Genomic DNA, 12539 nt, shown 5'->3' on the forward strand with positions numbered 1-12539 from the left:
GCGACCTTGATCATCAGCTCGTGACGACCGGAACGCCGGTCAACGTCCGGATCGCCTCGGCGATCTCTTCAGCGGTCGCGTTCACGGTGTGGGTCAACACGACGAAGGAACTGCCGTACCATCTCCGCTGCCACCGCGCAGCCCACTTCGAGGACGCCCCGCGCCGGGACAGCGGATCGAACACCGCGACCGCCGGCACCGTCGCCCCCGGCCGGGGCACGAACGCCACCACCCGGTGACGACCCAGCACCACGGCATACAGCCAGCCCGGCCGAAGCCGGCTGATCCGCACCTCCGCCAGCGCCGACCACGGCACCACCTCGAATCCGCGCGCCTCGACACCATCCGTCCCGCAACGCAGCTGCCACGGCTTCCCGCGGGACCGAACCAGCGACACGACGCCGATCGCCAACGCCACGACGAACACCGCGGGACAGGCGATCGCCAGCCACGGCGTCAGCAAACCCCGCACGGCAATGAAGACTTCGAACACCAGGAACCCGGCCAGCACGCCGAGCGCCGGCAACTGGCCCCGGACCGACGGTCTCAACAGCAGCGCTGCCGACGACTCCACGCCTCTCCCCCACGTTCCCGCTCGGCCGGAAGCCCTTCACCGCTTCCGGCGATTCCACGCGGAAACGATCGGAACAGCCAAGATCCCCAACGCCAGCACCACGAGGATCACGATACCCAGCACGTCGCCGCTGGGCAGCAGCGGCCGGATCAGGTACCGGTAAGCGACCGACCAGATCGCCAGTACCAGTAGCTGCACTCCAAAGCCACGCCATCGGTTCTTTCTCCGAACGACCACGACTCGCTCCCCGCCATCGGCCCGTGCCGGAAGCCTGGCCCCTTCGTGTCCACAAAGCTCCAGGTGTTCCGGACACCCCGCCGAAAAGCCGGTGAAAGCGATGCTCACGGACTTGCCCATCGCGTTCGGTTCCTCTCCTGCCGGCTGGCCATTGCGGCTTGTCCTGATCGTCCGTCCGCCGCTCGTCGTGGTCGCCTGTCGCGAATGCGACCGCGCGCAGGTCGACGGGCAGCCGACTCCGGCTGGATGCTGGGGATCACCCGCTCTAGGACTCGGGCTCTTCGCCGGCGTCGGCGGGCGGCAGGATCACATCGGGCCCCGTCTCACCAGGGCCGAACCCGTCGGCGGTGTCAGGTGCCCCCTGGCCGGGATCGGCGGCCGCGATCTCCTGGTGTCCCGTTTTCGGATTCGGCTCGAACGGAGAAGTCGTCATACCGCGGGCATACCCGCGCGACCGGCGTTCCATTCGTCTCCCCGCGGCCAGCCGCGCTCGGTGCCCGAACCGCGGGCACCGGAGCACGGCCTCGGCGGTCTCAGATCTTGTAGAAGTCCGTGTAGTGGTTGGGCGAGAACCACACCACGCCGGTGGTCAGGTCGACGATGATCCGGTAGGCGTCGCGGGCCGCGCCGCACGAGCGGGCGTAGACGTCGAACTCGCGGAACGAGTGGCCGGCCGGCAGCTCGCCTTCGCGGTTCTGGTAGGTGCCGCCCGCGTAGTTGCATTTGCCGCCGGGCCAGTCGTACCAGCCGCGCGTGCCGGGGTAGCCCTGGCTCTGCCAGGTCGTGTTGGCCGAGCGGGCGTCCGAGCAGCGGGTCTGCGTGCAGGAGCTGTACACGGTGGCGTCGGCGACCGTGGTGCTGACACCGAGCGTGGCAGCCACGGCGGTGACGGTCACGGCGAGCCGCTGCGCGGTCCGGGAAAGCAGGGAAGCGGGCACGGAACCTCCTCGTCTCGTACGGGCACCGGGAATGATGGCTGCCGCGCTTCGCCGGAAGGCGACCACGAACGTACCGATCCGGTGAACTTCCGGCGACAGGCACGGGATCGGCTGATCGGGTATCGAACCGCCCGGTCCCGTGGGCAAACCGGTGGCGATCGTGCGTTCACGTTCGTGGCCGGCGCGGACGTGCCGGTCGGCGCCCTGACGGCAGCGGACGCCCGGCGGATCTTCACCGGTGCGATCCGCATCGTGGGCTGGTCCACCGACTCGGGGACCCGCCAGGCCCTGGAAAAGTACGTCCTCGGCGGAAATCCCGCCACCCCGGTTCGGCAGGCGGCATCAAGAAGATCACCGTGGACGGCCGCGAGGGAACCTTCGCTGACATCCGGGAGCACGGCTACTTCCTGTTTACTCGTGAGAGCCACAGTGCGCTGGCCGCATTCCGTTTTTACACCTGCGCCGACGCCGCCGGCCCCCTTGTGCCACAGGCGGTGACTGATCAGGCCGCTGCATCAGGAAGCAGCCGGATCGCCACAAATGGAAGGCGAAGCTCTTCGCGGGCAGCTTCGATGAAGTGCTCGAACGCGGCCGCGGCCTCCGTCCTTGCAGCATTCCAGTCTGCCACGGTCAGTTGAATCTTTTGCACCCGGTGGAAGATCTTCGTTACCTCCCGGTCCAGCGACAAGGAGCTCTCGATGACGTTGGTTGACCCGTGCAGCCAAACGGCCGCCAACGCGTTGTCCCAGGTTTTGTCCTGGCGAGCGCGGTCCGTGACCTCAGCAAGCGCGCTAGTGCCCGGTTCCGCCAGCGCCACCACCCGGATGTGCTCGTAAACCTGGCTGAATGCCTCGGCAAGTCGCTGATAGCTTTGCGTCGTCTGATCTCGGCGCCATCGCGAAGATTCGGACCTTCCGTCCCAGAAGCGCCCGATGATGATCCCCAGCAGGCCCGCCAATGCCGCCATCACGACTGCAGCCATGGTACTCCCCATATCCGCTCGTCAACTTCTATCCACCACAATATGTCCCCTCACCGCGCCAAGTGCGGGGATCGGCGGTTTGGAAGTGCGTCAGACTGACACCTCACGGTCGACGTGGGCGAGGAAGCTGAGAGTGCGGTCGATCTGCTCCCGCGATCCGAACGGCACGGCGATGAATTCCGTGGCGCCGGCGTCGGCGTAGCGGTGAAGTTGCTTTCCCACCTCGTGTTCGTCGCCGACCACCACGACGTCCGCCGGTCCGCGTACGCCTTCCCGGTCGAACAGCGCCCGGTAGCTCGGCACCAGGCCGGCTCCGCCGAAATGGGCGCTGACCCAGGCTCTTGCCTGGTCGGCGTCTTCGGTGACGGCGATGGGCAGGTTGACCACGATGCGCGGTGCGGGCTTCCTGGCGGCCTCGGCGGCCGCTGTGATCCGCGGGGCGACATGGGTTTCGATCGTTCGGGGACCCGTCCATACGGCCACGGTTCCGTCGGCGAGTTCACCGGCGACGCGCAGCATGACCGGGCCCAGCGCGGCCAGGAGCACGGACGGCGGTAGCGCGTCCGGCGTGTGCGTCTGCCCGGCAACCTGGTACATCTCGCCGTCGAACTCGATCGTCTCGCCGTGCAGCAGGGGCACGAGAACGCCGAGATACTCGCGAGTGTGCCGGGCCGGGCGCTCGAAACGCAGTCCGAACACCGATTCGACGCGGTGCCGGTGGCCGGGCCCGATGCCGAGGGTGAGGCGGTTGCCGATGGCCGCCTGCACGCTCAGGGCCTGGCTGGCCAGCGTCAGCGGGTGGCGCGGGTAGGTGGTCACGACGGCCGTCCCGAGCGGCAGCCCCGGCACGGCGAGCCCGGCGACCGTCGCGGCGGTGAGCGCGTCGGCGGTATGCCGCTCGGCCCACCACGCACCACCCAGCCCCAGTTCCGCGACGTGGCGGACCTCGTCGACGATGTCGGCCATCGACTTGGGCCCGTCGATTTCGAGGCCGACGTTCGTTCCTATGCGCACGGCACACCCGCCACCGCGATCAGGGCGCGGTGGTGCTTCGGGGTCTCGACCTCGTCGATCAGGGCGACGGCGAGATCGGCGTAGGAGAACGGCGCCGCATCGTCCATGGGCAAGATCCCAGTACCGCCCGTCCGGTAGCGGCCGGTGCGCGCCGCTTCGTCGTCCAAGACGATGGGCGGCGGGGCCAGCACCACCCAATCGATGTCGGTGTCCGCTCCACGCAACGCCGCGACCCCGGCCGCGTGCCCGAGCGAAAACGCCCGGCCCTCCGCCGGGAAACCGGGGTCGTCGTGCACCGCGACACCGGGTGCGGTTTCCAGCACCGTACCGATCCCGATCGCGACCAGCCGCCCGACACCGGCCCGCGCCAGCCCGTCCAGCAGCCCATGGGCGGCGGCCGGGAAGAAGGTCTCCGCCGGCACGTTCAGCCGCGCCGCGGCATGGACGGCGGCGTCGTGGCCCGCGGCGACCTCGGCCACGCTGTCCGGCCGGGTGACGTCGCCCGCGACCACGGCCGTCCCGGTCCCGGCCAGCTCCGGGTGCTGCCGCGGGTCGCGCACGACGGCGGTGACCTGGTGGCCCCGGGCCGTGGCCTCGGCCACCGCGCGGCGCCCGGCCCGGCCGCCGGCCCCGAAAACGACGATCTTGCTCACTGCGCTCACTCCGTTCGGCCGGGCAGGGATTCGATCACCTGCCGATGCCGCGAACGCTACGGGGCGAGCCCTTGGTTTCCGCAACGATAGTTACGTACGGTGGACGGTGTGAGTGAGCCGCTGGACCCCGACATGTTCGCCGACTGCGCCCCCGTGGCGGCACCGATGCGCATCGGTGACAAGTGGACGGCCAAGATCATCACGTGTTTGCGATCGGGGCCCCGCCGGTTCTCCGAGCTCCAGACGCCGTTGCGGAGCATCACGCCCAAGGTGCTCACCGAATCGCTGCGGGCGCTGGAGCGGGACGGGCTGATCACGCGCACCGCCTACCCCGAAATCCCGCCCCGGGTCGAGTACGAACTGACCGCACTGGGCCACACGCTCTTCGAGCCGATGGCCGCCCAATGCGCCTGGAGCCGCGAACACCTGCCCGAACTGCTCGCGGCCCGCGAAGCCCACGAAAGCACCGCGGACTGAACCAGCCGGTCCATCGGTGAGTCCACAAGAGACAGTTTCGGCGCAGGCAGCCGTTTCCGGTGCGGCCGCCCGAAGATGCTCCGGCGTCACTTCACCGGCGAATCCGGCGATCCACCGCCAGCCAGTTCGTTTCCCACGTCGTCCCGCCGTCGGCCGAGAACGCCTGCTCGAACCTCGCCTCGTCCGGGGTGGGCCGGGAGATGAGGAACCGCACCTTGATCGGGTGGCCGCCGAGCTGGTCGTCGCCGTAGAACTCGCCCGTGTCGTTGTGGAAGCCGCCGTACACCGCCGGGGTGAGCAAGCCGTCGCGGATGTTGACGAACGTCAGGCTCCACCGCTGGGCCTGCGGCTCGTACAGCCGCATGTTGAGGGCGTCGATGCGCCCGTCCGGCCCCGAGACCTGGAACTCGAGGACGTTCGCGCGCCCGTCCAGGAGCGGCCGCACGGTGCTGGTGCCCGCGAACTGGAGCCAGGTGTCCGCGGAGTCCGACAGCGGCTCGGCGAGCACCCGCACGGTGCTGCGCCACGTGCCGATTTCCCACGCGAAGTCTTGCTGGCCGGCGGCGCTCGCCGGCGACGCGGCCGACGCGGCCGAGGTCGACGCGGCCGTCGCGATCAGCAGGAGGGCCGAAAGGCCGGCGATCAGGGCTCTTCTGTATGGCACGGTCATGGTCCGACTATCCGAGGGGAGCACCGCCGTGGACAAGAAGGCACCTGCAGGTAACCGTCCCAACCCGTTGCCCGGCTGTCCGATGGCCGCGGCGTTCGCCGCGATCGGCGGGAAGTGGAAGCTGACCCTGCTCTACTGGCTCGCCCACGGCGAGTGCCACTTCGCCGGCCTCCGCCGCCGGGGCACGCCGATCACGGCCAAGGTCCTGGCCGAACAGCTGCGCGAGCTCGAAGCCGACGGCCTCGTCGAACGCGTGGTGACCGGACCGGTCCCGGCGCGCGTCCTCTACCGGCTCACTCCATACGGGACAACTCTGCTGCCCGTCGTCGAAGGAGTCCGGGTGTGGGGCGAAGCCCACCTTCGGCACACTCGCGGCGGGACGGCCCCGGACCCGGCGATGAGCTGCACCGACGCCGTCGTCTAGGCCAGCCGGTCGGCGACCGCCCGTACCCCCGCCGCGGCGAGGGAGCGCAGGTCGGCCGCCGGGGCGCCGGTGCGGCTCAGGACCACGATGGCGTGCTGGACGCCGACCACGAGCAGCACCAGGCTTTCGAGTTCGGCCGGTTCGTGGTCGGCGGACGCCGCGTCCAGGGCCCGGCGGACCCGCCGGCGCTGCGCTGTCACCGCTCGGTTGACCGCTTCCCGTGACTCCGGCGACAGGGTGGGCAGCTGCGCGGCCGACTGGACGACGAGACACCCGTCCGGCACACCGGGGTCGGCGATCCGGTCGAGCACCACGTCGAAGAAGGCACCGACGGCGGCGACCGGGTCACCGGCGTGGGCGGCGACGGCTTCTTCGTAGCGGTGCTCGTAGAGCGCGCCGTACCGTTCGAGCGACCGGCGGAACAGGTCGTCCTTGGCCCCGAAAGCGCCGTACAGGGAGCCGCGTCCCAGCCCGGTCGCCCGGCCGAGGGTATCGAGCGAGGTCTCGGCGTAGCCGAACTCCCAGAACACGCGCATCGCCCGGTCGAGCGCTTCATCGACGTCGAACTGCTTGCGCCCGGACACGCTCGCTCCTTCCACCGTCCGCCCAGGGGGCGAGAAACTCACTCAGGGCCGCGAGCATCGCCTCGGGTGCTTCTTCGGCAGGATAGTGGCCGCAGCCGGGCAGCACGACGCCGCGGACGTCGGTGGCGGCCGGGCGCATCGTCTGCTCGACCAGCGGACCGGTCGAGCGTTCCCCGGCGATGGTCAGGATCGGCAGATCGAGGCGGTTCTTCACGCGTTCGGCGTTCTGCGCGACCGTGTCGCCGATCGCGCGGTAGCAGCCGAAGCTGGTGTGCAGCGCCCGGGGATCACGCCGGAGCGAGTCGACGTAGTGCTCGATGGCGGGTTCGGACAGCGGCCGGGCCGTCTTGTGGGTGAACTGCCAGCGGAGGAAGACGTCCTCGCGGCCGGCGACGAGCTGTTCGTTGAGGTCGTCGAGCTGGTTGAACGCGAAGTGCCAGAGGCGCTCGACGACGTCGCGGGGCGCGAAGAGCGGCGGAGACGGGCTGAGGCCGGGAATCAGGGCTTCGGCGAGCACCAGCCGCACCACCCGGCCGGGGTGGTCGGCGGCCATGGCGTACCCGATCCACATCCCCACGTCGTGCCCGGCCACGGCGAACCGCTCGTGGCCCAGCGCGTCCATCAGCCCGGTCAGGTCGGCGGCCAGGGTGGCGGTGTCGTAGCCGTCGCCGGGTTTGCCCGAGAGGCCCATCCCGCGGGGATCGGCGGCGACGACGGTGAAGTCGCGAGCGAGCGCGGGCATCAGCAGCCGCCACGCGTACCACGTCTGCGGCCAGCCGGGGATCAGGAGCAGCGGCGGGCCGTCGCCGCCGACGACCGCGTGCAGCCTCAGCTCGCCGACGGTCACCCACCGGCTGGTGAACACCTCGTCGAAACCGGCGGGCAGGCCGGGGGTGCCGTTCGCGGTACCGGGACCGGCCGGCGCGGATCGCTGGGTCGTCTGCATGGGAACTCCTCGGGGACGGGGGTGGGTCAGGCCGGGTGTCGCCGGTTGCGCACGGCGGGGACGAAGATGACGGCGATCAGCGCCGCGGCGAGGATGGATGTCGCGACGTTCGCGTCGAAGGCCTGGTCCAGACCGCCGATCACGAGGGCCGGGACGACGTTTCCGGCGTAGGCGGCGAGGAAGTAGGTGGCGTTGAGGTCCGCCCGGCGCCGCGGCTCGGCCAGTTCGGCGGTCACGCCCAGGCCGCGGCGGAAGGTCAGCCCGCTGCCGGCGCCGGCCAGGACCGTGCCCGCGACGAAGACGGCCAGCGAGCGCAGCCAGAGCCCGGCGACGAGCAGTCCGACCCCGGCGACCAGCGCGCCGGCGGCGAACCACCGGGACTCGAGCCAACGCCGGGGAGCGGACAGCTGGGCGGTCAGGGCGGCCAGGAACAGCAGGGAGACCACTCCCCCGGCCACCGCCTGCCCGGTCACCCGCAGCGCGTCGTGCAGGAAACTCGTTACCAGCGAAGCGAAGAGGGCGTTGACGGCGAAGGCGGCGAACACGCCGGCCGCGGCGGTGGCGAATTCCCTCCGGCCGGCGGACCCGGCGGGGACGGCCGGACGCTGCACCGCCACCCGAGCCGGCTGCCTATCGGCGACGGTCTCGGGAGCGACGGCCACGGCGATGAACGCGGGGACCAGAGCGCCCAGGTAGAGCCAGAAGACCAGGTGGACCGGGGCGGGCGCGAACTGGGCGAGCAGGCCCGCGGCGAGCGGACCGAGGCCGAGGCCGCCGAGGTTGACCGCGGTGGCGGTGGTCGTGGCGCGCCGCGCGTTTCCCGGTCCGGCCAGCTCGCCCAGCCACGCGGTCGCGGTCGCCGTGACGACCCCGGTGGCCAAGCCGCTGAGAAACCGGGCCACCAGGAGGACCACGACCTGGCCGGCCATCAGGAAGGTGGCGGTGCTGAGGGCGACCACGGCCAGGGCGGCGAGGGTGAGGGGGCGCCGTCCGGACCGATCGGACAGGCCGGCGAACAGCAGCAGCGAAACCACCACGCCCACCGCGTAGACGGCGAAGATCAGCGTCGTGGCGAACGGGCCGAAGCCGAGGTCGGCCGCCCAGAACGCGTACAGCGGGACCGGCAGCGTCCCACCCAGCATGGCCAGTGCGTAGACCGCGGCCACCGACCAGAACCCGCTCGCGGAACGGCCGCGGTCAGGCGTCGGCGCGGGAAGCCGGTCGTGCGTCCGGTCGATGAGCTCCATGAAGCTGACGGTAGCCATCTTGGATCGATCAGTCCATGTTTAGTGGACCGATCGATCCAAGATGGTGACGCACTCAACAGGCGTCGAGCCGATCGACGTAGGGCTTCAGTCCGTTGTCCGAGTCCGACGTGAACTTCTTGTCGAGCAGGCCCGGGTTCATCTGGAGGCAGCCGCTGTCGTAGCCGTTGCGCATGATGATCTTCACCCGCGTCTGGTAGCCGCAGTTGTTGTCGAGGTAGACGGTCGTGTAGTAGCCGGTGATGGCGTTCCCGTGCTGGTACTGCGTGAACGACACGCAGGAGGGCGCCAGGGTCATCGGAAGCACCGGGGCCGGGTCACCGAGCGTCGTGGCGCCGGCGGTGCCGGACATGGCCAGGCCACCGCCCACCACGGCCGCCCCGAAAACCAGGACGGCGAGCCCCCGCCGCAATGGAGAATTTTTCACTTGGACCTCCCTTTCCGTCGATCGCCGGTTCCGCACCGGGTCACGCCGAAGAGCATCCCCGCCGGGAAATGAACGAAGATTGGCGAAACGTTGATTCCGGGGCATTCCGCGTGCTATGCCGGGTGCTCGACTCGCCGGGGACGTGGTCATGGAGTTCCGGATACTGGGCACCGTCGAGGTGCGCGTCCACGGCGTCGCGGTGCCGGCCGGGCCGGCCCGGCAGCGGTGGGTGCTCGCCGCCCTGCTGGCCGACGTCAACCGCGTCGTGCTCGTTGATCAATTGATCGACCGCGTGTGGGGCACCCGTACTCCGGGCGACGCCCGCAATTCGCTTCGTTCGTATTTGTCCCGGTTACGCCGGATCGCCGATCTGCGGATCGAGCACCGAACGGGGGGTTATGTGCTGCTCGCCGAGCCGTCTTCGGTGGACCTGCACCGGTTCCGCGCGCTGGTGGCCGAGGCGCGGGCGACCGCGGGCGAAGACCGCGTCGGGGCGCTGCTCGGCGAGGCGCTCGGCCTGTGGCGCGGCGAGCCCCTGGCCGGCCTCGACACCCCGTGGGCGGACGCCCTGCGCACCGCGCTCCAGACCGAGCGGTTCACCGCCGAACTGGACCACACCGACCTCCGGCTGCGACGCGGTGAGCACCACGCGCTGCTGGCCGGGCTGGCCGCCCGGACGGCGGACCGGCCGCTCGACGAGCGGCTGGCCGGTCAGTTCGTGCTGGCCCTCTACCGCTGCGGCCGCCAGGCCGAGGCCCTGGCCCACTACGAGAGCCTCCGGAAGCGGCTGGCCGGCGACCTCGGCATCGATCCCGGGCCGGAGCTGCGCGACCTCCACGGACGAATCCTGCGGGCGAGCGCGGATCTGCACGTGGCGAACGAGCCGTCATCGAGTGGCGGGCTGCCCGTTCCGCAGCAGCTTCCGGCTGCCGTCACCAACTTCACCGGCCGGGTGGACGCCCTCAAGGAACTGGGCCAGGCCTTCCCCCGGTGCCCGGCCGTCGTGATCGCGGCGATCGCGGGCACCGCCGGCGTGGGGAAGACGGCATTGGCCGTCGAATGGGCGCACCGGGTGGCCGATCGGTTCCCCGATGGCCGGCTGTACATCAACCTGCGCGGCTACGGGCCCGGCACGCCGATCGGGCCGCTGGAGGCCCTGACCCGGTTCCTGCGGTCGCTGGGGGTGGCGCCGGAGCGGCTCCCGGTCGACGCCGACGAGGCCGCCGCGCTGTTCCGCACCATGCTCGCCGGCCGGAAAGTCCTGGTGCTGCTGGACAACGCGGCGACCGCGGACCAAGTACGTCCGCTGCTGCCCGGAACGGCGGGCTGCCTCGTGCTGGTGACGAGCCGGAACCGGCTCGACGGCCTGGTCGCCTGCGACGGCGCCGTCCTGCTGACGCTGGACGTGTTCACCGAGGAGGAAGCCGGCCGGCTGCTGGCCGCGACCCTCGGCGCGGAGCGGGTCGGCCGCGAACCCGCGGCCGTGGCCGCCTTGATCCGGCGCACGGCCCGGCTTCCGCTGGCGTTGCGGATCACCGCCGCGAAGCTGGGCCGCCGCCCCGGCAGCCTGGCGGACTACGTCACCCGGCTCCGCCCGGATGACCAGCTCGCCCACCTGGCGATCCCGGACGACGAACGCGCCGCTCTCAGATCCGCCTTCGACCTGTCCTACCAGGCCCTGGCCGAAGATCAGCAACGGCTGTTCCGCCTGCTCGGCCTGTTCCCGGGCGAGGATTTCGCCCCGGACGCCGTCGCGGCACTCGCCGGCAGCACCACCGAGCAGGCGGCGGTCCTGCTGGACGGCCTGGCGGCGGCCCACCTGATCGAGCAGCACCGGCCCGCCCGGTACACCTTCCACGACCTGTTGCGGCGGTACGCCGGCGAACGCTCCCGGCTCGACGGCGAGGGTGAGGGCGCGGCGGCGCTGGATCGGCTGTTCGGCTGGTACCTGCGCACCGCCGACGCCGCGGCGAAGGTGATCCACCCGCAGCTGGTGCGCCTGCCGGAGCCGCCGAACTCCGAGCCGCCGAGCGGGACCGGCGATCGGGCCGAGGCCGTGGCCTGGCTGGACAGCGAGCGGGCCAACGTGGTCGCGGTCGCCCGGCTGGCCGCCGAACGGGGTCACCGGCGAGTCGCCTGGCTGCTGGCCGACACCCTCCGCGGGTACTTCTGGATCGGCCTGCACCGCCCCGACTGGGCCGCGCTGGCGTCGGTAGCGCTGGCCGCGGCCGAAGCCGAAGGCGACCCGCGGGCCCGCGCGGCCGCCCGGATCAACCTCGGTGACCTGTGCCTGCGCCGCAACCAGCACGACGAAGCCATCGAGCACTACACCCGAGCGGACCGGTTCCTCCGCCTCGCGGGCTGGGTGGCGGGCCGGACCGCGGTGCTCGGCAAGCTGGGCCTGGTGTACCGGGAGTCGGGAGAGACCGCGAAGGCGGCGGACTGCTACCGGCGCGCGCTGGCGCTGGCCGCGGAGTCGCGCAGCCCGGTCCGGGAGGCCGGCGCGCTCGGGAACCTCGGGTTCGTCCAGTACGAGTCGGGCGCCTACGAGCAGGCCGCCGCCGGGCACGCCAAAGCCTTGGCGCGCTACAGCGAACTCGGCATTCGTTCCGGCCAGGCCACGGCACTGGGCAACCTCGGCGACGCCCTGCACGCGCTGGGCCGCTTTGATGAGGCGCTGACGGAACTCGCTCGCGCGCTGCCCCTCTTCCGCGAGATCGGGGACGTCGGCACCGAAGCCGCCACCCTGCGCAGCATGGCGGCGGTGGACCGGGACAGCGGCCGCCTCGAGCGCGCGGACGCACGCGCCCGGGCCGCCCTCGAGCTCGCGCGCCGGGCCGGGGACCAGCGAGTGGAAGCGGACGCCCTCAACGTCCTCGGCACCATCGACCGGCGCCTCGGGCGGCCGGTGGCGGCGATCGACTGCCACCGGAAGGCCCTCGAGCTCGCCCGGCACAGCGGAATCCGGTACGGCACCGTCGAAGCCCGGATCGAGCTGGCGATGGCGCGCGAGGATCCCGGTGGTGTCCGGGAGGCGCTCGGCCTCGCCCGCGCGGCCGGTTACCGCGGCTTGGAAGGCCGTGCGCTCACCGCGTTGACCCGGCTGCTGCACCGGCGCGGCGAGACCGAACAGGCCGCCGAACACGGCAGGCAGGCGCTGGAAATCCATCGCGGCACCGGACATCGCCTGGGGGAAGCCGCTACTCTCGCCGCCCTAGCCGACGTGTTCGAGGTGACCGACGGTACCGACGTCGCCCGGGTGTGGCGGGAACGGGCGCAAGCCGCCTTCGCCTCCTTGGGCGTCCGGCCGAGCGGGCAGTTCGAGGATTGAGTGCGGAGTTCGGCCCG

Annotated in this window: 15 protein-coding genes; 3 read left to right on the forward strand and 12 right to left on the reverse strand. The window is 71.4% G+C overall.

What is annotated here, in order from left to right; genetic code table 11:
• Window positions 1-13: 13 nt before the first annotated feature.
• From AB0M30_RS36635 to AB0M30_RS36665, 7 genes are all read right to left on the reverse strand, one after another.
• The gene (locus AB0M30_RS36635; RefSeq protein ID WP_364593777.1) at window positions 14-574 is read right to left on the reverse strand and encodes a hypothetical protein; all 561 of its coding nucleotides are present in this window, start codon (window positions 572-574) and stop codon (window positions 14-16) included.
• Window positions 575-610: 36 nt separating this feature from the next.
• Window positions 611-931 (reverse strand): hypothetical protein, encoded by a 321-nt coding sequence (locus AB0M30_RS36640; protein ID WP_364593780.1) that lies wholly within the window; start codon window positions 929-931, stop codon window positions 611-613.
• A 145-nt stretch (window positions 932-1076) separates the two neighbouring features.
• Window positions 1077-1244, reverse strand: coding sequence for a hypothetical protein (locus AB0M30_RS36645; protein ID WP_364593783.1), 168 nt, complete (start codon window positions 1242-1244; stop codon window positions 1077-1079).
• Window positions 1245-1344: 100 nt separating this feature from the next.
• A complete protein-coding gene (locus AB0M30_RS36650) occupies window positions 1345-1749 on the reverse strand; it encodes a ribonuclease domain-containing protein (RefSeq protein WP_364593786.1) in 405 nt (134 codons plus the stop codon).
• 502 nt (window positions 1750-2251) lie between these two features.
• The gene (locus tag AB0M30_RS36655; protein WP_364593789.1) at window positions 2252-2731 is read right to left on the reverse strand and encodes a hypothetical protein; all 480 of its coding nucleotides are present in this window, start codon (window positions 2729-2731) and stop codon (window positions 2252-2254) included.
• Window positions 2732-2821: 90 nt separating this feature from the next.
• Entirely contained in the window at window positions 2822-3745 is a 924-nt protein-coding gene (locus tag AB0M30_RS36660; RefSeq protein WP_364593792.1) for a TIGR03564 family F420-dependent LLM class oxidoreductase, read from the reverse strand.
• The gene (locus tag AB0M30_RS36665) at window positions 3736-4398 is read right to left on the reverse strand and encodes an NAD(P)H-binding protein (protein ID WP_364593795.1); all 663 of its coding nucleotides are present in this window, start codon (window positions 4396-4398) and stop codon (window positions 3736-3738) included. The genes AB0M30_RS36660 and AB0M30_RS36665 overlap by 10 nt, the downstream gene beginning before the upstream one ends.
• A 108-nt stretch (window positions 4399-4506) precedes the next feature.
• Here AB0M30_RS36665 and AB0M30_RS36670 point away from each other — a divergent pair, with 108 nt between their 5' ends.
• Window positions 4507-4875, forward strand: coding sequence for a helix-turn-helix domain-containing protein (locus AB0M30_RS36670; protein WP_364593798.1), 369 nt, complete (start codon window positions 4507-4509; stop codon window positions 4873-4875).
• Window positions 4876-4966: 91 nt separating this feature from the next.
• On the opposite strand, the gene AB0M30_RS36675 is transcribed toward AB0M30_RS36670, so the two are convergent.
• On the reverse strand, window positions 4967-5545 hold the full coding sequence (locus AB0M30_RS36675; RefSeq protein WP_364593801.1) for a hypothetical protein: 579 nt from the start codon (window positions 5543-5545) through the stop codon (window positions 4967-4969).
• Window positions 5546-5627: 82 nt separating this feature from the next.
• Between AB0M30_RS36675 and AB0M30_RS36680 the strand changes: the two genes are divergently transcribed.
• On the forward strand, window positions 5628-5969 hold the full coding sequence (locus AB0M30_RS36680; RefSeq protein WP_364593804.1) for a helix-turn-helix domain-containing protein: 342 nt from the start codon (window positions 5628-5630) through the stop codon (window positions 5967-5969).
• Here the strand turns inward: AB0M30_RS36680 and AB0M30_RS36685 are convergent.
• From AB0M30_RS36685 to AB0M30_RS36700, 4 genes are all read right to left on the reverse strand, one after another.
• The gene (locus tag AB0M30_RS36685) at window positions 5966-6553 is read right to left on the reverse strand and encodes a TetR/AcrR family transcriptional regulator (RefSeq protein ID WP_364593807.1); all 588 of its coding nucleotides are present in this window, start codon (window positions 6551-6553) and stop codon (window positions 5966-5968) included. The two genes, AB0M30_RS36680 and AB0M30_RS36685, sit on opposite strands and share 4 nt — an antisense overlap.
• Complete coding sequence (locus AB0M30_RS36690) at window positions 6522-7499, reverse strand: alpha/beta hydrolase (protein ID WP_364593810.1); 978 nt, start codon at window positions 7497-7499, stop codon at window positions 6522-6524. Before AB0M30_RS36690 ends, AB0M30_RS36685 begins: the two co-directional genes overlap by 32 nt.
• Before the next feature lie 26 nt (window positions 7500-7525).
• Complete coding sequence (locus tag AB0M30_RS36695) at window positions 7526-8746, reverse strand: MFS transporter (RefSeq protein ID WP_364593813.1); 1221 nt, start codon at window positions 8744-8746, stop codon at window positions 7526-7528.
• Between the two features lie 73 nt (window positions 8747-8819).
• On the reverse strand, window positions 8820-9191 hold the full coding sequence (locus tag AB0M30_RS36700) for a hypothetical protein (protein WP_364593816.1): 372 nt from the start codon (window positions 9189-9191) through the stop codon (window positions 8820-8822).
• A 148-nt stretch (window positions 9192-9339) separates the two neighbouring features.
• Between AB0M30_RS36700 and AB0M30_RS36705 the strand changes: the two genes are divergently transcribed.
• Window positions 9340-12522 carry a BTAD domain-containing putative transcriptional regulator gene (locus AB0M30_RS36705; protein WP_364593819.1) on the forward strand — a complete coding sequence of 1061 codons (3183 nt, stop codon included), beginning with the start codon at window positions 9340-9342 and terminating at the stop codon, window positions 12520-12522.
• The last annotated feature ends 17 nt before the right edge of the window (window positions 12523-12539 follow it).

This window comes from Amycolatopsis sp. NPDC051716 (assembly GCF_040681595.1).
Taxonomy (GTDB): Bacteria; Actinomycetota; Actinomycetes; order Mycobacteriales; family Pseudonocardiaceae; genus Amycolatopsis.

Coding starts and splice junctions, on each gene's coding strand:
- AB0M30_RS36705 (WP_364593819.1), top strand. CDS start 9,340: ATGGAGTTCCGGATACTGGGCACCGTCGAGGTGCGCGTCCACGGCGTC.
- AB0M30_RS36680 (WP_364593804.1), top strand. CDS start 5,628: ATGGCCGCGGCGTTCGCCGCGATCGGCGGGAAGTGGAAGCTGACCCTG.
- AB0M30_RS36655 (WP_364593789.1), bottom strand. CDS start 2,731: ATGGCTGCAGTCGTGATGGCGGCATTGGCGGGCCTGCTGGGGATCATC.
- AB0M30_RS36690 (WP_364593810.1), bottom strand. CDS start 7,499: ATGCAGACGACCCAGCGATCCGCGCCGGCCGGTCCCGGTACCGCGAAC.
- AB0M30_RS36640 (WP_364593780.1), bottom strand. CDS start 931: ATGGGCAAGTCCGTGAGCATCGCTTTCACCGGCTTTTCGGCGGGGTGT.
- AB0M30_RS36645 (WP_364593783.1), bottom strand. CDS start 1,244: ATGACGACTTCTCCGTTCGAGCCGAATCCGAAAACGGGACACCAGGAG.
- AB0M30_RS36695 (WP_364593813.1), bottom strand. CDS start 8,746: ATGGAGCTCATCGACCGGACGCACGACCGGCTTCCCGCGCCGACGCCT.
- AB0M30_RS36675 (WP_364593801.1), bottom strand. CDS start 5,545: ATGACCGTGCCATACAGAAGAGCCCTGATCGCCGGCCTTTCGGCCCTC.